Annotated in this window: 17 protein-coding genes; 14 read left to right on the forward strand and 3 right to left on the reverse strand. The window is 44.6% G+C overall.

Annotated features, from left to right (window positions below):
- The first annotated feature begins 525 nt into the window (after positions 1-525).
- The 10 genes from licT to AAHF22_RS03965 all read left to right on the forward strand — a co-directional run bounded on the left by licT (position 526) and on the right by AAHF22_RS03965 (position 11,860).
- Positions 526-1,380, forward strand: a complete 855-nt coding sequence (gene licT / locus AAHF22_RS03920) for a BglG family transcription antiterminator LicT (protein ID WP_347323664.1) — start codon at positions 526-528, stop codon at positions 1,378-1,380.
- 621 nt (positions 1,381-2,001) lie between these two features.
- Positions 2,002-3,936 (forward strand): beta-glucoside-specific PTS transporter subunit IIABC, encoded by a 1,935-nt coding sequence (locus AAHF22_RS03925; RefSeq protein ID WP_347323665.1) that lies wholly within the window; start codon positions 2,002-2,004, stop codon positions 3,934-3,936.
- Between the two features lie 1,010 nt (positions 3,937-4,946).
- Positions 4,947-5,372, forward strand: a complete 426-nt coding sequence (locus tag AAHF22_RS03930) for a chemotaxis protein CheW (protein ID WP_347323666.1) — start codon at positions 4,947-4,949, stop codon at positions 5,370-5,372.
- Positions 5,373-5,542: 170 nt separating this feature from the next.
- Complete coding sequence (locus AAHF22_RS03935) at positions 5,543-6,100, forward strand: GNAT family N-acetyltransferase (RefSeq protein WP_347323667.1); 558 nt, start codon at positions 5,543-5,545, stop codon at positions 6,098-6,100.
- A 431-nt stretch (positions 6,101-6,531) separates the two neighbouring features.
- Entirely contained in the window at positions 6,532-7,077 is a 546-nt protein-coding gene (locus tag AAHF22_RS03940) for a GNAT family N-acetyltransferase (protein WP_347323668.1), read from the forward strand.
- A gap of 25 nt (positions 7,078-7,102) precedes the next feature.
- Complete coding sequence (locus tag AAHF22_RS03945) at positions 7,103-7,681, forward strand: GNAT family N-acetyltransferase (protein ID WP_347323669.1); 579 nt, start codon at positions 7,103-7,105, stop codon at positions 7,679-7,681.
- Entirely contained in the window at positions 7,674-8,375 is a 702-nt protein-coding gene (locus AAHF22_RS03950; protein ID WP_347323670.1) for a response regulator transcription factor, read from the forward strand. Before AAHF22_RS03945 ends, AAHF22_RS03950 begins: the two co-directional genes overlap by 8 nt.
- The gene (locus AAHF22_RS03955; RefSeq protein ID WP_347323671.1) at positions 8,372-9,832 is read left to right on the forward strand and encodes a sensor histidine kinase; all 1,461 of its coding nucleotides are present in this window, start codon (positions 8,372-8,374) and stop codon (positions 9,830-9,832) included. Before AAHF22_RS03950 ends, AAHF22_RS03955 begins: the two co-directional genes overlap by 4 nt.
- 110 nt (positions 9,833-9,942) lie before the next feature.
- Entirely contained in the window at positions 9,943-10,911 is a 969-nt protein-coding gene (locus AAHF22_RS03960; protein WP_347323672.1) for a PepSY domain-containing protein, read from the forward strand.
- A gap of 340 nt (positions 10,912-11,251) precedes the next feature.
- On the forward strand, positions 11,252-11,860 hold the full coding sequence (locus AAHF22_RS03965) for a PepSY domain-containing protein (RefSeq protein ID WP_347323673.1): 609 nt from the start codon (positions 11,252-11,254) through the stop codon (positions 11,858-11,860).
- 175 nt (positions 11,861-12,035) lie between these two features.
- On the opposite strand, the gene AAHF22_RS03970 is transcribed toward AAHF22_RS03965, so the two are convergent.
- The 3 genes from AAHF22_RS03970 to AAHF22_RS03980 all read right to left on the reverse strand — a co-directional run bounded on the left by AAHF22_RS03970 (position 12,036) and on the right by AAHF22_RS03980 (position 14,568).
- Entirely contained in the window at positions 12,036-12,218 is a 183-nt protein-coding gene (locus AAHF22_RS03970; protein ID WP_347323674.1) for a hypothetical protein, read from the reverse strand.
- A 547-nt stretch (positions 12,219-12,765) separates the two neighbouring features.
- Entirely contained in the window at positions 12,766-13,176 is a 411-nt protein-coding gene (locus AAHF22_RS03975) for a hypothetical protein (RefSeq protein WP_347323675.1), read from the reverse strand.
- Between the two features lie 330 nt (positions 13,177-13,506).
- The gene (locus AAHF22_RS03980; RefSeq protein WP_347323676.1) at positions 13,507-14,568 is read right to left on the reverse strand and encodes a LacI family DNA-binding transcriptional regulator; all 1,062 of its coding nucleotides are present in this window, start codon (positions 14,566-14,568) and stop codon (positions 13,507-13,509) included.
- Positions 14,569-15,180: 612 nt separating this feature from the next.
- Here AAHF22_RS03980 and AAHF22_RS03985 point away from each other — a divergent pair.
- The 4 genes from AAHF22_RS03985 to AAHF22_RS04000 all read left to right on the forward strand — a co-directional run bounded on the left by AAHF22_RS03985 (position 15,181) and on the right by AAHF22_RS04000 (position 19,556).
- Positions 15,181-16,473 (forward strand): sugar ABC transporter substrate-binding protein, encoded by a 1,293-nt coding sequence (locus AAHF22_RS03985; RefSeq protein ID WP_347323677.1) that lies wholly within the window; start codon positions 15,181-15,183, stop codon positions 16,471-16,473.
- Positions 16,474-16,475: 2 nt separating this feature from the next.
- On the forward strand, positions 16,476-17,825 hold the full coding sequence (locus AAHF22_RS03990) for a carbohydrate ABC transporter permease (protein ID WP_347323678.1): 1,350 nt from the start codon (positions 16,476-16,478) through the stop codon (positions 17,823-17,825).
- Positions 17,822-18,664 (forward strand): sugar ABC transporter permease, encoded by an 843-nt coding sequence (locus AAHF22_RS03995; protein WP_347323679.1) that lies wholly within the window; start codon positions 17,822-17,824, stop codon positions 18,662-18,664. The genes AAHF22_RS03990 and AAHF22_RS03995 overlap by 4 nt, the downstream gene beginning before the upstream one ends.
- 277 nt (positions 18,665-18,941) lie before the next feature.
- Complete coding sequence (locus AAHF22_RS04000) at positions 18,942-19,556, forward strand: copper amine oxidase N-terminal domain-containing protein (protein WP_347323680.1); 615 nt, start codon at positions 18,942-18,944, stop codon at positions 19,554-19,556.
- The last annotated feature ends 46 nt before the right edge of the window (positions 19,557-19,602 follow it).

Consider the following 19,602-nt stretch of genomic DNA (forward strand, 5'->3'; position numbering starts at 1 on the left):
TATGGTGCTGTAGTAATACAGTGACAAAGGGATAGAATGATACAACGATGAATTTGAGAAATAGATGGTAGAGTTGATCAAGTATAGCCTAATGTCACTATAAAGTAACCGTTTGTTGCTTCCCAATCACTGGATGTTCCCAATACGGAGGTGCCTGATCGTTGCAGAAAAGCTCGAAAAATAGACGTTGGTGGCTTATTGCTGGATTCGTATTTTTAGTGTTATTTGCAGCATGGGTAACGATCGTTGTTACGGTATATGCAGTCTCTACTGCTGTATAAATGCCTAATTTATGCGCTCTAACGGAAACGGAATTATCCATTTCAATCCGTCTTAGGGCGCATAAATAGTTTATAATAGAAAAGGCTTTCAAAAAACGGTTGTCATTTTATGTCGCCTATGGTAGTATAGCAGTATCGAAACCAAAACACGGATTGTTACTGAGAGATCAGGCAAAACCGAAACTGACAGGCATTGTCATTTTTGGTTTTGCCTTTTTGAGCATCATATAAAAAGGTGATGAAAATGAGAATATCGCAGGTTCTGAATAACAATGTCGTCACCGTTATCGATTCTGGCAAACAGGAACTGGTCGTGATGGGCAGAGGGATTGGCTTCAAAAAGCACCCGGATGACCTGATCGACGAAGCGAAGATTGAAAAGGTATTCAAGCTGGAGAGCAAAGAAATTTCTGACAGGCTTACTGCGCTATTGTCGGATATCCCGATTGAATACATGGAATGCTCGGATGAAATTATCCGTTATGCGCAGACGGTGCTGGGCAGCCAGCTTCATGATAGCATTTATATTTCGCTTACCGACCATATCCATTTTGCAATTGAGCGGCATCGGCAAGGATTGGAAATTAAGAACGCCCTTTTATGGGAAATCAAGAAGCTGTATCGCAAAGAGTACTATATCGGCATGAAGGCATTGCAAATGATCGAGGATAAGCTCGGCGTTTCATTGCCGGAAGATGAAGGCGGCTTCATTGCACTGCATTTTGTCAATTCCCAGCTGAATGGACAGATGAGCGAGACGGTCAGCATGACGAATATCGTCAAAGATGTGCTGCGTATCGTTACGCGTCATTTTGTAATTGAGCTGGATGAGGAATCGCTGAACTATTTCCGTTTCCTCACCCATTTGAAATTTTTTGCTCAGCGTGTCGTTAGCGGCGCAGCGAGTGAGCAGGGCGATAGTCCACTGCACGATATGGTCAAAAACCAGTATCCACAAGCTTATGCCTGCGCACTGAAAATTCAGGATTACACGCGTAAGATTCACCAGCGTGATCTGTCGAATGAGGAATTGTTGTATTTGACGATCCATATCGAGCGGGTTACGAAAAAGGAAAATGCCGAGCAGAACGAGGCATAATCGCACAATCGCAAGCGTTAGTGAAAAGTTATAGTTATCGTAGTTGGTACATCAAGTCAACTACACTCTACATGAACAACAAATCGAATAAACTTCAGCTCTGTATGCTGTATGAAGCGACGTATGGAATGAACCACAGCTCTGTACACTGTATGAAGTTACGTATGGAATAAACCACAGCTCTGTACACTGTATAAAGCAACGTACTGCATGAACTATAGTTGTATAAAGTGCATATACTGACGTATTGAACGATTATAGTCTATATATGCTGCAAACCAATCGCATACTGGCAAAGGGATTGTTACTTTGGGTAGGCAAAACCTAAATGTCGATAAATGAACGATCAGAACGTCTAATCATAACCGATCAGCGTCTGCACGTCATTGTCCTCATTTAGGTTTTTTTATTTGTCTCAATCGCTCAATAGGGCTAGTTGAAGGCGATTACACCACATCATTATAAGTAAAAATATGCTATGAAAGTAAATATGTTATTGAAATGAATAAGCCATAATCAAAACTAAATATAAGTAAATATACGTAGTCAAAACTACCTATAGTCAGTCAAATAAACCCAAACGATATACAATGATCGATAAGAAACAAAGGAGTGTTCAACGTGGATCAAGCAAAAGTAGCACAGGACGTATTAACACTAGTCGGCGGCGAGGAAAATATTGATCAGGTAACGCATTGTATGACAAGACTGCGCTTTAACCTGCATGATGATAACAAAGCGAACAAAGCACAATTGGAGAAAACACCAGGCGTCATGGGTGTGATGAAAAATGGCGGTCAATTTCAGGTTATTATCGGCAATGAAGTAGCCGGTGTATATAAGGAACTGGCTGGATCGATGAAAGGTGGCGGAGCCAAACCTGCTGCTTCTACAGGTGAAGGCACAGCGAAGAAACGTAACGCGATCAGTTCGCTGTTTGATTTTATCTCCGGTATGTTCACACCGATTTTGCCTGCGATTACAGGCGCAGGGATGATCAAAGGGATTGTGGCGATTCTAGTTGCACTTGGCTGGATGTCGAACACAAGCTCGACGTACATTATTTTATCCGCTATTGGCGATGGCGCGTTCTACTTCCTGCCGATTATTCTGGCAATCAGTGCGGCACGTAAGCTGGGCAGCAATATGTACATCGGTGCAGCGCTTGGTGCAGCGATTATGCACCCAACGATTACAGCGCTACTGGGTTCCGGACAGCCGGTTACATTCGCTAGCATTCCGGTCATTGCAGCTACGTATTCGTCCACCGTTATTCCGATCGTAATCGCTATTTGGATTGCTTCTTATGTTGAAAAAGCAGTCGATCGTGTGACACATGCCTCGGTCAAATTGCTCGTTGTACCGACCGTTACTTTGCTCGTTATGGTTCCACTCACCTTAATTGCGATTGGACCGCTAGGTTCGATCATCGGTAGTGGATTGTCCGGCGGTATCTCATGGTTGTTTGATAATATGTCGATTCTGGCAAGTATTTTAATCGGTGGGACGATGTCACTGCTCATTATTACAGGTATGCATTATGCGCTAACGCCAATCGTAATCGGCTCGATTACTGCGCTCGGTTATGATTTTATCATTCCACTCATGTTCGCAGCGAACTGGGCGCAAGCCGGCGGCGCACTTGGTGTCGGTCTGCGTTCCAAACATGGTCAAACGAAATCGCTAGCCTTTTCCACCAGTTTGACAGCCATTATGGGCATTACGGAGCCGGCGATGTACGGTGTGAATATGAAATTCAAAAAGCCGTTTATCGCAGCTTTGTCCGGTGGTGCGATCGGCGGTGCATTTATGGGCCTTTTCCACGTTAAAGCTTATGTGATTACAGGTCTGGTTGGTTTGCCAAGTGTGGCTGCATTTATTAGCCCATCGATCAGCACATTAATCTATGCGCTGCTGGGCGGTCTAATTGCATTCGTAGCGGCGACTATCATTACATTTATTATGGGCATTCAAGAAAATACAGACACAGCGGCTGAAGCTACAACTGAGCCAGTCGCTTCGACTTCAGCATCCCAGCAGCCAATGGATGCAGATGCGGTTGCAGCAACACTGATCCAAACGGAGACCGCTGCACGTCAGATGAAAGCAACCGAAGTGTGGAGTCCGATCACAGGTGAAGTGAAACCGCTGAGCGAAGTGCCTGACCCGGCTTTTGCCGAAGAAATTATGGGTAAAGGGGTAGCGATTGAGCCGACCGAAGGTCGCGTTGTCGCTCCGGTAAATGGAACGGTATTCTCCGTATCGAAGAGCGGTCATGCGATTGGTCTGGTGAGCGAGGATGGCACCGAGATGCTCATTCATATCGGGATCGATACGGTGAAGCTGAAAGGTAAACATTTCACGCCACATGCTCGCTCCGGTCAGGAGATTCAAAAGGGCGATCTGCTGATGGAGTTCGATCTGGATGCGATTCGTGCCGAAGGCTATGTAACGATTACGCCAGTCATTGTGACGAATATTAATGATTATAACGAGATGATCCGCTCGGCAGAGAAGCAGGTACAGACAGGAGATTCATTGTACACGCTGACATGATAATTTTGCTACATGTATAAGACTATATGACGACTACGTAAAATCGTTTTTAATGGATCTTTATGCCAGGAGGTATACGCAAACTCGTATAGGTGTAAGCAGCGCGGAAAGACCCTTCTTGGAGTGGTTGATGCCCCAGTACAACAGTTTGCGTACACCTTAGAAGATCGCAATGCGATAAATTGTCTTTGACTTGCTCATAGATAGGTTATATGTTCTATAGTCATATGTTTATGACATCATCATTTCATAGGGTATATTACGAAATAGAATCGATTTAAAGCTTTATACAGCCCCAAAAAGCCAGCCCCTTCTGAACGGTTCCTCTACAGTTAGTTCTAGCTAACGAAGAGAGGCAGTTCAGTCTATAGGCTGGCTTTTCTGTGCGAGAGAACAGAAGAGTTGTTAAAATATCCCTCGTCTACTCACATGTACTACGCTTATTACATTTTATAATATGCTTTATATGACAAACAAAGACGCCGACGAACTCGTACATCGTGCAAATAGGAAAGCGGTATGCTTACCTTCAATCGCTGCCAAAACATTCTCGTATCTGTATCATCACATAATGAAACATACACATAACGAAAATGAGGCTGATCGTCTACGTCTTTATGGGGAGTGCGGTTTATAGATCGCCGCTGAATAATTTAATAACGACAACGCCGCCCCAGACAATAGCAATTCCAAGTACTGCATACCAGCGGTCTTTCACAGATGGATTCAATGTTCTAGCTCCTTTGTTTTAATGGTTTTGTAGCTCACATCATACTATCACATTGTACCAGAATGTACCTTCATTTCAAGGGTGGACAGGTAAAAAAATGACAGCATTATGGATAAAATTTCTTTTGCTGGAATTAATGTGATTTATGCGCTTATCCAAAATACAATAGGAGCGATATGTTTGCAGATGACCCTAAACAAATGAGGTCGATTGGTCGATAAAAACTATAGCATATGCACGAATGTGTAAACAGTAGAAACTAGTTGAGGAGCTAAACGCTATGAAAATGGAGCTTATTGTTTTTTATGTGGCGAAGCAGCCGTATGCGATCAGCTTTAGCGAAATCGAAGAAATTCAAACCGCTAAAAAAGGCACACCGTTGCCATTTGCCGATGAATGGCACGAAGGACTGATCACGATCCGTGGCTCCCTGTATCCACTCGTAAACCTGCGCAAGCTACTGGCAGTGTCGTTTGACGGCCCACAGGAAACCGATAAAATGATTCTGTTAAGCCGCGCTCGTGTTGCCCTGCTCGTTGACGAGCTGGACAATACTGCAATTATTGACGAAAGTGAATTGCGCGAAAATCCGGAAGTCAACAGCCGCGATATTTTGCCCAATGCATTCGAACTCAGCGATGGCCGGATCGTGCCAATCGTTAACGTAGAGACATTGCTAGCCTACACACGCAGCTCCTATGTATAAGTAAATATATGTCCATCATCCCCAGTATATGCGTAATCGACAATCGTCTGATTACGCATGAACTGGGGATTTTTAGTTACTGTTCCAACACCTTAGCACAAGATATGATAAAATACGTTAAGTACAGCAACACATTCAAATAAGTACATATATTGGAGGGAGCGTAACAAATGAAAGTACAAGATGTATTTGGACAGATACCGGTATTGGAAACAGAGCGGGTAATTTTACGTCCGCTTCGAGCAGAAGATCGCGAAGATATGTTTGCTTATGCCTCCGATCCTGAAGTTACACGTTATGTGAGCTGGTATGCGCATCAAACATTAGCGGATACCGATGAATTTATCAATCATGTGCTGCAAAGCTATGCCGAAGGGCAACTGGCACCGTGGGCGATCGAGGATCGTGAATCCGGTAAAATGATCGGTACGGCAGGCTATTTAGGCTGGAATTTACGCCATTTTCGCGGTGAAGTGGGTTACGCATTGGCGCGTCCATACTGGAATCGTGGCATCGTCACCGAAGCGATGGGACCTGTCATGCAGTTTGGTTGGGATGAAATGAAGCTGATTCGGATCGAGTCTCGTTGTATACCGGAAAATATCGGCTCTGCTCGTGTGATGGAGAAGCTCGGTATGCAGTACGAAGGATTACTGCGTAAGCATTTGTACACAAAGGGCAGCTTCCGCGATGCAAAAATATATGCAGCCATTCGTTCTGTAGAATAGTTATACATCGGTAGCTATACATCGCAGGAATCCGTAGATAACGTTGACTGTCATTTGTGTAGGTGTTAAAGCCGACTCAGGCTTTGCATGATTGCCGTATATATACATGATCTCAATGAACAGGTAAAACGGTCAGGATAAGGATACTTGCGGGTCGTTAGCTTGTCATATTTGGCTATCCTCTATTAGTCAAAAATCAAACAAGCCAGAGAACTGTTAGAGAATAAACAAAAAGAACTAGAGTATCAAGCCAAACAAATAAGAGATCAACAAAGTTCTTTTGCTTCACCATGTGTACACTGCTCATCTGGTTGGCGATATGGAAACGGTAGCGAACATAGGAGGCTACCGTTTCCATATCCATTGAACTGGTGAAACATAGGGTGCAGCTATACGATAGATCTGTAGATCGCAAGAGGGGAGAATCGTAAATGAATTTTGATGCGGAACCGAATGTGCATTTGCCGATCTCTAAAAAGTTGCCGCAGTCGGTACGGTTGGAGCGACTACAGCCCCGGCATTTAGAGCAACTATTGTCGTTTGAACTACCGGAGGATCAGCATTGCTTTACCGCTTTGCCAATTGAAGTGCTGGAAATTTCAATTCGTGATCCGGAGCGGCATCCGATTGTGATTACAGCAGACGAACAGGCGGTAGGCTTTTTTGTATTGCATGAAGGTTCAGGCGTTTCTACGTATCTTTCGTACACTTCTACCCCTTCTGAGCAATTGATGCTGCTACGTGCACTGTTGATTGATCATAAGCAGCAGGGGCATGGATATGCTCGATTGGCGATGGAAGCGTTACGTGCGTTTGTAAAAGAGCATTTTCCGCATATTCGCGAAATCGTGCTTGCTGTCAATGTAAGCAACGAGCCTGCACAAAAGCTTTATGTACGTACCGGTTTTGAAGATCGTAGTATGCGGCGCCCAGGTGTCATGGGTGCGCAGTGGATTATGCATTATGTGGTGGAATGAGCTGAAATAGACGGGGGAACGCAGCATGCAAACGACGTTGGAATTTATACCTGTTCAAGAGCAGCATGTTGAACAGATTGTCGATATTTATAATTATTATGTACTGCATACGACCGTTTCTTTTCATACGGAGCCGCTGACATTAGAGGAGATGCGTGCGCAGTTGTTCGATCTGCCTGCTCATTATTGTTCGTATGCAATTATAGAGCGCATGGATGAGCTGGATACGGATGAGCAGCTAGCTGTAGCCAGCGATGCGGCTTATGAATCATCATTGCTTGGCTATATTTTACTAACTCGTCACAAAGCCAAACAAGCGTATGACACGACGGCTGAGATTACGATTTATTTAAAGCCGGATCAAGCAGGTAAAGGCATCGGTAGCCGAGCACTCGTCTTTATTGAACAGGCGGCACAGCAGCATGGCTTCCATGTACTCGTAGCAACGGTTTGTGCGGATAATACGAGCAGTATTCGTTTGTTTGAGCGGTATGGATATGAGAAATGTGCTCATTTCCGTGAGGTTGGTCGTAAATTTGACCAGTGGCTTGATATTGTGAGCTACCAGAAAATGATAGGCAGACGGGAGGGTGTGGATGGCTAGTATATTAATTGTAGAGGATGAACATAAAATTTCTCGCTTGCTACAAATCGAGCTTGAAGCCGAAGGTTATGAGGTCGCTCAGGCATACAACGGTGCTCAGGCATGGGATGTTTACCGTGAAGGGGTATGGGATCTGGTCCTGCTGGATGTGATGCTGCCTGAGCTGAGCGGGATTGAGATTTTGCGCCGAATTCGTGCTACAGATCCGGCAACGATGGTCATTTTACTAACCGCGCGCGATTCAGTGGAGGATAAGGTGGCAGGGCTTGATCTGGGTGCTAACGATTATGTGACCAAGCCTTTTCAGATCGAAGAGTTGCTGGCACGTATTCGCGCAGCGATTCGTCTCAAGGAGCAACAGGCACGCAGTACAGATACGGTGGAGACAGGCAGCTGGCTCGTAGCTGGCGATTTGCGTTTGAATGAGAGTACTCACGAGGTGGAGCGTGCCGAACAGCCTGTAGAACTTACGCCACGTGAATTTGATCTGCTGGCGTATTTGCTCAAAAATAAGCGTCAGGTGCTCAATCGAGATCAGATTCTGGCAGCGGTGTGGGGCTATGATTATTTTGGAGATACGAATGTCGTGGATGTGTATATTCGTTATGTACGCAAAAAAATCGATCACGGTCATGAGCAAGAACTGATCCATACCGTTCGTGGCGTAGGATACGTGCTCAGGGAGCCATCATGAGGCTCAATCGACGGATTCATCTGTATTCGTCGGTGCTGTTTGCACTCGTATTAATTGTGACGAATGTGCTTGTTTATATTGTATTTAGCTCATTAACGATTCGTGAACAGCAGACTCGAATTGTATCCCAGACGGAGAAGACAGCAGATAACATCCGCCTTTCAGCAGGGGATATCGCTGTAGCCGATCTGCTGCGCGCTTATGTTCCGCTGGAAGGAATGATTCGTATCGTATCGCAGCAGAGCAGCAATAGCTTGCTCGTTACATCGCCAGATGAACAATCATTGTCTCAGCGTCCAGTTACATATGAGGCAAGTTTGATGTCGCAGGTCATTCAGGACAATGGACATCGGTATGTATTTGTCTCCGTTCCGATCATTTGGAATGATGGTCGTGTCGTCAACATACAGGTGACGGAAAGTTTAAAACAGACGGAAAGTTATTTGAATGTGTTGCAGCTTGTTTTGCTCATCGTTACAGGAATCGCTATGATTCCGGTCTTCTTATCCGGACAGCTGATCGGCAAAATTGTTATTCGCCCGATCGCTGCGCTCACGTCAACGATGAGTGAAATTAGGCGTAGTGGGCAATTCAAACGAATTCAGCTGGAGGAACGATCCAAAGATGAATTGTATAAGATGGGCGATACGTTTAACCAGATGATCGATCTGTTGGAAAATAACTATGATAAACAAAAGCAGTTTGTATCCAACGCTTCGCATGAACTGCGCACACCGCTAACGATTATTGAAAGTTATGCAAGCCTGCTTAAGCGCCGCGGATTGGATCGACCGGATCTGTTTATGGAATCAGTGGAAGCTATCCATTCAGAAGCCGTGCGAATGAAAGAAATGACAGAGCAACTTTTATTGCTGGCGCGTCATGAAGAGCAATGGAATCTGAAGCTGGAAGCGGTAGATTTGAGCAGTCAGGCAGAGCAGTTGTCACGCGAGTTTTTGCAGGCGTATAGCCGACGAGTGGATGTCGTCCTATCTGAGGAACTCCTACAGACACCCGCGCTTACAACGATATGGACAGATGCAGGCAAACTGCGTCAGTTGTTATTTATTTTGTTAGACAATGCACGCAAGTACAGCAGCGATATAATTACGCTTGAGCTGGGACTATATCCGATTCCGACAGAAGTATCGTATTCTGGCAGGGTAGCTTCGTCTAATGCAGAACGGAATCGTTATATTCGTGTAGTCGATCGTGGTATCGGTATACCGGAAAGTGAATTGCCGAAAGTATTTGATCGATTTTACCGTGTAGATCAGGCGCGGACGAGACAGGATACAGGTGGTTCCGGTCTCGGTCTGACACTGGCACAGCGCATTGCAGAGGCGCTTGGTGCTTCTGTACATCTCCAAAGTGAAGAAGGTCAAGGTACGACTGCAATCGTTACGTTACCTGCGACCGCAAAGCATATGTCCGGCTTCTCAGCGAATTCTAATTAAACACCTGTATACTGTCATGGAGATTGTTGTCGACGGTATACAGGTGTTATTTGTTGTGTACGGATTAACGGATGGATTAGCAAAGTTAACAGAAAGAAAGGATGAAGATGATGTCGAATCGACGTTTATGGATTGCAGGTGGAGCGGGAGTGATCCTGATTATTCTCTGCGCCTCGATCCTAATCTGGAAAACAAACGGGCAGGCACAGCCGCTGCTGACGGCTGCTCAGATCGGGGATCGGGTAGAAGGAAAGTATCCTGGAAAAGTAACAAGCATTGTGCAGGATCATGATGCCTATCAAGTGAAACTGGAATCAGAAACAGGCGTGTACGAAATTACGATGAGTGCGGCAAGTGGCGAAATTCAATCGATTCGTCAGCTGCAAGGTGTACTGAGAGCGAAGACCGATCAATCGACAAACGGTACAGCCAGCGCTTCAGGTAGCACGACTTCTACAGCATCTAATGATGCTACAACAGGTACAGATAGCCAGACGACCAATAATCCGGCAACGGGTAACGCCGCTTCCGGAGATGACGGTACGTCCAATTCGACAGCTTCTACGAATCAACCGGACGCATCATCAAGCGGTACAAGTTCTGCTCCCTCCTCATGGAGTGATGCAGCCGGTTCGGCTGCTGCCAGTCCTTCACCGAACGGAATGCCTGCTAGTAGTGCAAGCGGCAATACCGGTTCCGATGCTAGCAGTACAGGAACGAACACCAATCATCCACCTGCGCCCAATGGTGGCCCTGTTCCACCAGATGATACAAATTCACCCACTACGAACAATAAACGAGAGCCAGCTCAAGCAGGTCCAGGCAAAAGACCATCTTCCTCTGCCACCTCGATCACTGAAAAGCAAGCAGAGCAGATTGCAATAGGACAGGTGAAAGGCGAAGTGGATGATGTAAAATTCAAGCATAGCGGTAAAACGGGACAACAATATTATCTGGTCGAAATGGATACGCCGGATGATCGGGAAGCGGTTGTGCAGATCAATGCCATTTCAGGAGCGGTTATGTCTGTAACATGGGACGATGAAGAAGACTCGGACAAAAAAGATAAGGATCATTAATTGAGTTTGTAGGCGCTGCTGGATTGTCCTTGTTGCTGTTCAATACGGCATCGCATCTGGCATGCCATATTGAAGAACGAGTAAGCGGTATACAGTGCTCCATGCATTCTCATCAATTTCTAATCTGATTATCAGAGTCATCTCATTTGGCTGCTTTATATTGATATCATAGCCCGGCAAGCAAGTCATACAGAAGCATCGTGAATCGGGTTCACATCGTATAAAAGCTTGCTGCATGGGACAGGAAACAGACCGCTGAATAAGTATAGAGGTTCTGTATTCCATCAATAATGATCACATATGAAATGATCAAACATAATCATCAAGGAGGACATTACACATGACGAAAAAATGGATGAATCGTAAAGCAGGCATCGGTGTACTGGCAGCAGCATTGACGGTAGGAACGGCGGGTACTGTCGTAGCGGCGGCATCAAACAATAACAATAGCGCAAGTCAGAACAATGCGAATGTGATCGGTATTCAGCGTGCAGAGACAATTGCACTGCAAAAAGTACCGGGTGGCACGGTAGAAAGTATTGAGCTAGAGCGCGAGCGTGGTAAGCTCTACTACGAAGTGGACGTGAATCGCAGCAACGGTAGCGATGTCGATGTGCATATTGACGCTGTAAGCGGTGCGGTAGTCCGCACAGTAAATGACGACAATGATGATGACGATGCCTATGTCGTACCTGGCAATAGCAACAATGCGGCATCCAACAATCTGAAAGTCAAAACCGTCGATCAAGCGATCGCGATTGCTAAAAAGGCTGTTAACGGTACAGTGACCGATGTAGAACGCGAGCGTGAAAAAGGTCGCATCCAGTATGAAGTGGAAATTCGCTTCACTGGTGGCGAAGCTAAAGTCGAAATCGACGCAGCTACAGGTAAAGTGACCAAAGTAGACAAAGACTATGATGATCAAGATAACGATCAAGATGATGATTAATACGTGCTATTCTAGCATCAAGTAAAGCTGTGAAATCAAGCCAGTTCAAGCTGCTATGAAGCTAGCTAGCAAATAATTAATCCTAACAACAAAGCCTCCATTCCGTATAAAAGAATGGAGGCTTTGCTATGCAATGAAACGTTTCATGCATACGATATACAATCAGAAGTGAAACTTACTTCAGAGAATGATGTTCTAACAAATCGTAACGATTGCGCAATTCAAGATGGAAACGAATGCTTTCGAGCAGGATAGGATCATGTTCTTCCTCTGCTTCAGCCAAACGTTCTTCCTTGATGGAATCGGGGCTGCACAAAAATTGAGTCATCCACATGGACAGATCAGCGTCCTTTTTCATGATGAAGCCCTCCCTAAACATAAAGTGAGTGTTGATGCACAGTACGTTGACTGATACATATAACACGGAATAAGTGATAAGAAAATATCGACTAAGCGACTTGTCTCGTCCAGACAGACAGCAGTTAAAAATAAAGTGAACTCGTTTCTTTTTAAAAATCCAAGTTAGAAGTACAAGTGTGAGGTGTCTGCTTTTCTTATTTGTATTGTAGCGCCTGTTCGTTAAAGAAACGTGATGTGTTCCTTAAAATTGCATTAAATATTAGCTTGAAGTCAGAAAAAAATGGGTATTGCTATAAATATAATTTGGCAAAGTCAACGCAAATATATATTCGATCCCAGCAATAACATGTCTATGTTATACAAGTAAAATCGAGTACGAATACGATGATATGTATATATACGCTAATTATTACTAAATAGATTTTGAAAGAATGGCAAAGTAGATAATAAAAAAGCATCCACTTTTTCTGGATATCCAGAAAAAGTGGATGCTCGATGAAATTGGAAAAACTATAGTTACTATATTCGCTAGATTAGATTCAAAATTATAAATAGCTTACTGTGAATGAACCGTTGCTACCACCTGTGCTAGAAGTAACAGTTAAATAATAATCTCCCAATATAGCGTTATTGCTAATACGGAAAGTATAAGGGCTACTTCCACTATAAGCTTGGTTAGCAACAATATTACCTTTTAAGTCTTTCAGTTGTAAGTTGAATGTGGCATAACGGGCAGGAGTGACCGTAACGGCTAGTTCACCACGTAGTGTAAGAACAATACGCTCACTACCAACTGGATAAGAAATGGCATTCACAGAAATAGCATTTGGTGCAGAGACAAGCGGGTTGTTTACTGTAACATCAGGTGATACGGAACTGGCAAAACTAGTAGGAGCGGCAGTGAGAGCAAGAGCTAACGACAGAGTGGACAATATAGCAATGTTTCGAGTTTTCATAATCATGTCTCCTTTATGTTAGATTTACAACCAAAACCATCATAACCTCTTATTTTATATAATTCCACAATATGGAATATAATTAAAAAAATAGACACATTTTAATATACTAGATAAATGATGCACTTATTTGTTTATATGTTCATATTCAAATGATAAAGAGCCGCCTATATTCTATTCCAGCACAACACAAAAAATACCAAATATCCTGACTCTCTTCCAAACGTTCGATTACGAAGGGAAAAGGAGTCAGGATATTTTTGCTAAATATTGTATTTGTGGATAGTGTATACATGTTATTTTGCCTATAGAGGCTTCATAACAAACTTTTTAAAGCGTAGGAGGAGACATCGGCGCGGATGGCGAGAACATCGACGATTCACGTAGCACGAGGCGATGCGGAACGATATGCCGCTGATAGTGAATCGTCTCATCGACTTTGTTTTTATCCTGAATCGATTGAATAAGCGCTTGGGATGCAGTATACCCTAGATGATAAATGCCAATATCGATACTTGTCAGCGGAGGGGTGGACAGCTCCGACAGGGCGATATTGTTAAAACTAACAATTGCAACATCTTCAGGCACACGGTAACCAAGCTCATACAAACCGCGCAAAATGCCAAAGCTCACCATATCATCCACCACGACAAGTGCAGTAGGGCGTTCCGGTAAATTCATAAAAAACGACATCGCCCGATAGCCGCTTTCTTGCAGGAACTCGCCTTCCACAATCCAATCTTTCCGATACTCCAGTCCTGCTTCTTGCAGTGCACGCTTAAAGCCTTCCATCCGATCAACCGATACGACCAGCTCAGGCGGGCCACTCACAAAACCGATCCGGCGATGCCCCATTTGAATAAGATGACGCGTCGCATCAGCTGCGGCCTGAATATTATCGGTATCCACCGTAATCATATTGCTATGCTGTTCGCTACGTCCTACCAGCACAGCAGGAAATTGATTCCGACTTAAAAAATCAACAACCGGATCGTTTTTGCGTGAATACAGTAAAATGGCACCGTCGATTCGTCCGCCATACACAAGACGGGATACCGCATCCACTTCCTCCTGTTCGCTAGAACCGGAGCTGAGCACAACATCATAGCCACTGCGATTCGCCTGAGCGACAATACCGCGGATCAATTCCATAAAAAATGTATTCAAGAACAGCTCTTCCGCTGGTTTGGGCAAAATAACGCCGAGACTCTGTGTCGTTTTGGACACAAGACTTTTAGCCATAATGTTAGGGTGATAGCCCATATCCTGCATGATCGCTCTAACTTTCTCCGAGGTGGCATGACTAATACGAGGGTGATTGGATAGCACGCGCGACACGGTAGAAGGAGATACGCCCGCCCGTTTGGCGACATCTTTAATAGTTACTGACATATGTACCTCCTTAGTTTATGTTGATGAATGGATGTTGCATACGATGATATAATGTTGTGCAATCGAATTCAGAGACCGTATAACTTGGATAACAATCAGCATCTCTCAGCTTGTGTCTCTATGTTAATCGAAGTGTCACAGACGTGTAAACCTTGATTTAATAATAACCCTAAAGGCGTAAAATGAAAATATATTGCCTGCGGAGTAGATAAAACAAGCATAATGGTGGTTACACTGTCAAAATCGCCCAAAATCAGCTTATATGATTTGTGCAAACGTTTTAACAAAAAGGAAATATGAGTTATGATGTAATCGTTGAATTAAGCGCTTCCATGAACCGTTTACATAATATTATTGTCAGAAATGGAATCGAAATGGTGAATAAATCATATTTCGCGCAAAAATGAACAAACGTTTGCGCAAATATTTACACAGTGTGTGATCTCAAATGTGTAGACAAACTCCTATGCGTATAAGCCGTAGTGGTGTATGCCGCAGCAAAAGCAGTTTGCGTACACTCCCCAACACCTCTGTATTCGCCGTTACGCCCACTGACATAACTGTATATCGGAAGCGCACAATTTGAATTACATAATGGAAGGATGAATGACTATGTTACGTCAAAAATACAGTGCGCTAGTAAGTGTGCTTATGATCATGCTGCTGCTTCTGTCAGCATGTAGTGGAGGAGGCGCAGGTAGTGGAACGGCAAGTCAGCCTGCGGCAGACCCGGCTGCCAGCGAGGATATGCAAGAACTGTTGCCAGAAGAAGGTGCCAAGCTGACGGTATGGGATAGCGGCGATCAAAAAGAATTTATCGAAGCCGCAGCGAAAGCATTTAAAGAGAAATACAATGTTGACGTCACATTTGCTGAACTGGGACCGGATAAATCGATGGGGCAAATGGTAACGGACGGACCAGCAGGTGTGGGTGCTGATGTGTTTGCTGGTGTGCATGATCAAATTGGACAGGGTGTATCGGCTGGCGTTGTGATGCCGAATGACTGGTTTGAAGAAGATACACGCTCCCGCAACAGTGAACTGGCGATTAAGGCGCTCACCTACGACAATATTTTGTACGGATATCCAAAGTCGGTTGAAACAACAGCGGTATTTTATAACAAAGATCTGATTGATGCTGTACCCGCGGATTGGAACGGTGTGATCCAGTTTGCTAACAAATTCAATGATACGAAAGCGAATAAATTTGCGATCATGTGGGAAGTTGGTAATGGCTATTATGTATTCCCGTTCCTCGGTGGCTATGGTGCATATGTATTTGGTAAAGATGGTACCGATCCACAGGATCTTGGTCTGAACAGTCAGCAGGCGGTAGAAGGCGCAACGTTTATCCAAAGTTTGAACAAAATTTTGCCACTGAAAACTTCTGACATTAACGCAGATATCAAAAAATCGCTGTTCTCCTCCAATAAACTGGCGATGAACATTAGCGGTCCGTGGGACACAGGTTCACTTAAAGAGTCGGTGAAAAATCTCGGTGTCGGCATGTATCCAAACTTGCCAAACGGCAAGCCTATGACACCATTTTCCGGTGTGAAAGCGTACTTCGTTAATGCGTATACAAAATACCCGAATGCATCCAAACTATTTGCAGACTTTATCACATCAGAAGAGTGGCAAGTGAAAAACTTCGAGATGAACGGTGCATTGCCATCGAACAAAAATGCAGCAGCTAGCGAAACAGTGCAAAAGGACCCCATCGCATCGGTTTTCCTAAAGCAGTTTGAAAACTCAGTTCCAATGCCATCGATTCCAGCTATGGCGCAATTCTGGTCTCCAATGGAAGCAGCGATGTCATCGATCTGGAACGATAACAAAGATCCGAAGCAGGCGCTTGATAATCTGGTGAACCAGATGAAGAGCAATATCTCGACAGGACAATAACGATGAATAAGGCAGCTATTCATCCTAAACGAACAGCCGGAATGGGGAGCGCAGCACTTGCTGCTGTGCTCTCCGCTATTATTATGGGATCAGGTCAGATGTATAATCGTCAGTGGGCGAAAGGCGTGCTATTTTTGCTTGCTGGTCTGGTCAGTCTGTATTTGATTGTGAATGGACTTTTCAGCAATGTATGGGGACTGGTCACACTGGGTGAGCAACCGGCTCATATGGAAAAAGTAGGACGATTGTATCGCAACGTACCGGGGGATCATTCGATTTTTATGATGATCTACGGGCTGGTGGCGCTATTGTATATTGTTTTGCTCGCTTTCTTTTATGTAGCTAATATTAAAGACGCTTATCGGATCGGTAAACAGCGTGAGCGTGGAGCCAAAGTGAACGGCTTCCGTGATACATGGCGTTTGCTGGGCGACAAAGGTTTTCCATATGTGCTCCTCGCTTTACCGGCGATCGGTGTGCTCGTATTTACCATTTTACCGATTATATTTATGGTGTTAATGGCATTTACGAACTATTCTGCACCGGATCATATTCCGCCGAAAAATCTAGTCGATTGGGTCGGCTTCCGCACCTTTACGAATTTGGCTACACTGGAAGCATGGAGTCATACGTTTATCGGCGTACTCACCTGGACGATCATCTGGGCGGTTGTGGCGACGATTACGACGTATTTTGGCGGTATTCTGGTTGCCCTGCTGATCGAGCAGCAGGGGATTCGTTTTAAAGGATTTTGGCGGACGCTGTTTATTTTGCCGTATGCGATTCCGCAGTTTATCTCTTTGCTGGTCATGCGCAACTTGCTCAATTATCAATTTGGGCCGGTCAATCAATATTTGCGTATGCTTGGATTTGGCGGTGTACCGTGGCTGAATGATCCATTCTGGGCAAAAGTAACCGTTATTCTCGTTAATATGTGGATCGGGATTCCGGTGTCGATGATTCTCGTGCTCGGCGTATTGACCGCGATTCCGCGCGATCTGTACGAAGCGGCGGAAGTGGATGGAGCGACAGGCTTCCAGAAGTTCCGCAATATCACGATGCCGTTCGTGCTGTTCCAGACGGCGCCAATTCTGATTATGCAGTTTGCCGGTAATATTAATAACTTTAACGTGATTTTCCTGCTGACGAATGGGTTGCCGGCAAATGGCGATTATGCGTATGCAGGCAGTACCGATTTACTTGTCACCTGGCTGTACAAGCTAACGCTGGACAATCAGCGTTATAACTTTGCTTCGGCGATCGGGATTATTATTTTCATTATTATTGCGGCATTCTCGCTTTATAATTATCGACGCAGCCGTTCCTTTAAAGAGGAGGATATGATCCAATGAAAAAGAAAAGACGCATCAAGCTTACGATCAGTTATGTATTGCTGGCGCTGATCGCGATCGCCTGTATTTATCCGGCGCTCTGGATCATCCTGTCCTCTTTTAAAGTAGGCGATTCGCTGTATAGTGAGACCTTAATTCCGCAAAAATTAACATTTCAGCACTATGCCGATCTGTTCCGCACACAGTCAGACAAAGATTTGCCCTATGTCAAATGGTACTGGAATACGCTCAAAGTAGCGGTGAGCAGTATGGTGCTCGGTACGCTGGTGCAAATTTTAACAGCGTATGCGATGTCCCGTTTCCGGTTCAAAGGTAGACAGACGATGATGTCGGTCATTTTGATTTTGGGCATGTTCCCGGGCTTTATGAGTATGATCGCTGTCTATGTCATTTTGTTACAAATGAATCTGCTTAACTCGCCGTGGGCGCTGGTGCTCGTCTACACGTCCGGTGCCGCGCTGGGCATGTTTGTGGCAAAAGGATTTTTTGATACGATTCCGCGTGCACTTGAAGAATCGGCATTGCTGGATGGTGCGAGTCATTTTCAAATTTTCCGCCGTATCATTTTGCCATTATCCACGCCGATTATTACGTATATTGCGATTACGACGTTTACAGGGGCATGGGTCGATTTTATTTTCGCCCGTCTGATCCTGCGCTCACGTGAAAATTGGACACTGGCTGTCGGGTTGTATGAGCTAGTGAACAGTTATTCCAGTACAGAGTTTACACTATTCGCCGCAGGTTCGGTGCTTGTTGCCCTGCCGATTACGATTCTGTATATGTTCCTGCAACGCTTCCTTGTGCATGGATTGACGGCGGGGGCGACAAAAGGATAATGATCGTACTAGCTATTTCAGCGTAAGAATCATCCTGAATTTCTACATCATATCCTGCATAACATTTAGAACAACCTCTATTTGTCCGAACTCTTGGCTATACGAAGAGAAGGACGAATGGAGGTTATTTCATTGCTCTATTATGATAGGTTGTATAATTATTTGCTTCTAAATCCACAATTTTGAAATTATAAATAGCTCGTTGAATGATGAAATGTTACGATGGAGGTAGACCGTACATAGATAAGGTCAATCTTGCAAAAGGTGGTTATGAAGTATGTTTAAACAAGTAACTGTGTTTGTGCTAGCGATGTTTGTGCTAGTTGTCAGCTCTGTCGCATCTGCGCATCCGGGGCGTACCGATTCGGATGGCGGACATTATTGCCGTACAAATTGTGCGAAATGGGGATTGTCGAACGGCGAGTATCATTATCATAATGGTGGTTCGTCCAGTTCTTCAAGCTCTTCAAGCTCTGCCAGCAGCACTCCATACGTGGCTCCAACTCCGGCTCCACAGCCACCGAAGCCCGCCTATACGTCTTCCAGTCTGAAAGTATATGTGAACGGACAGCGTGTGCAATTTAACAGTAGCCCGTTAACGTACAAAGGTACAACACTCGTTCCGTTACGTGAGCTTGCTAAAGCCACTAATGCCAAACTGACATGGAATGAGGATGCAGGTGCGATCGCCGTGAGCAAAGGCAAGTATAAAATGACACTGACAATTGACAGTAAGATCGTGTACTACAATGGTGTACGCACCACCGTAAGTACAGCACCCGTTGTACGTGATGGCATAACGTATGTGCCTGCGCAAGTGTTTGCGCGTGGGATTGGCGCTAGTATAAGTTATAGTGAAGCAGCCAACACACTCAAGCTTACTGTAAAATAAAGCTGATGTAGGCGCGACATTCGCATATGTAAATGTATTGGACGGG

The organism is Paenibacillus wenxiniae (genome assembly GCF_039822605.1).
Lineage (GTDB): Bacteria > Bacillota > Bacilli > Paenibacillales > Paenibacillaceae > Saccharibacillus > Saccharibacillus wenxiniae.

What these genes read in the sequence shown, in the direction of transcription:
- licT (WP_347323664.1), top strand. Translation starts at nt 526, where the DNA reads ATGAGAATATCGCAGGTTCTGAATAACAATGTCGTCACCGTTATCGAT.
- AAHF22_RS03930 (WP_347323666.1), top strand. Translation starts at nt 4,947, where the DNA reads ATGAAAATGGAGCTTATTGTTTTTTATGTGGCGAAGCAGCCGTATGCG.
- AAHF22_RS03935 (WP_347323667.1), top strand. Translation starts at nt 5,543, where the DNA reads ATGAAAGTACAAGATGTATTTGGACAGATACCGGTATTGGAAACAGAG.
- AAHF22_RS03940 (WP_347323668.1), top strand. Translation starts at nt 6,532, where the DNA reads ATGAATTTTGATGCGGAACCGAATGTGCATTTGCCGATCTCTAAAAAG.
- AAHF22_RS03945 (WP_347323669.1), top strand. Translation starts at nt 7,103, where the DNA reads ATGCAAACGACGTTGGAATTTATACCTGTTCAAGAGCAGCATGTTGAA.
- AAHF22_RS03950 (WP_347323670.1), top strand. Translation starts at nt 7,674, where the DNA reads ATGGCTAGTATATTAATTGTAGAGGATGAACATAAAATTTCTCGCTTG.
- AAHF22_RS03955 (WP_347323671.1), top strand. Translation starts at nt 8,372, where the DNA reads ATGAGGCTCAATCGACGGATTCATCTGTATTCGTCGGTGCTGTTTGCA.
- AAHF22_RS03960 (WP_347323672.1), top strand. Translation starts at nt 9,943, where the DNA reads ATGTCGAATCGACGTTTATGGATTGCAGGTGGAGCGGGAGTGATCCTG.
- AAHF22_RS03965 (WP_347323673.1), top strand. Translation starts at nt 11,252, where the DNA reads ATGACGAAAAAATGGATGAATCGTAAAGCAGGCATCGGTGTACTGGCA.
- AAHF22_RS03970 (WP_347323674.1), bottom strand. Translation starts at nt 12,218, where the DNA reads ATGAAAAAGGACGCTGATCTGTCCATGTGGATGACTCAATTTTTGTGC.
- AAHF22_RS03975 (WP_347323675.1), bottom strand. Translation starts at nt 13,176, where the DNA reads ATGAAAACTCGAAACATTGCTATATTGTCCACTCTGTCGTTAGCTCTT.
- AAHF22_RS03980 (WP_347323676.1), bottom strand. Translation starts at nt 14,568, where the DNA reads ATGTCAGTAACTATTAAAGATGTCGCCAAACGGGCGGGCGTATCTCCT.
- AAHF22_RS03985 (WP_347323677.1), top strand. Translation starts at nt 15,181, where the DNA reads ATGTTACGTCAAAAATACAGTGCGCTAGTAAGTGTGCTTATGATCATG.
- AAHF22_RS03990 (WP_347323678.1), top strand. Translation starts at nt 16,476, where the DNA reads ATGAATAAGGCAGCTATTCATCCTAAACGAACAGCCGGAATGGGGAGC.
- AAHF22_RS03995 (WP_347323679.1), top strand. Translation starts at nt 17,822, where the DNA reads ATGAAAAAGAAAAGACGCATCAAGCTTACGATCAGTTATGTATTGCTG.
- AAHF22_RS04000 (WP_347323680.1), top strand. Translation starts at nt 18,942, where the DNA reads ATGTTTAAACAAGTAACTGTGTTTGTGCTAGCGATGTTTGTGCTAGTT.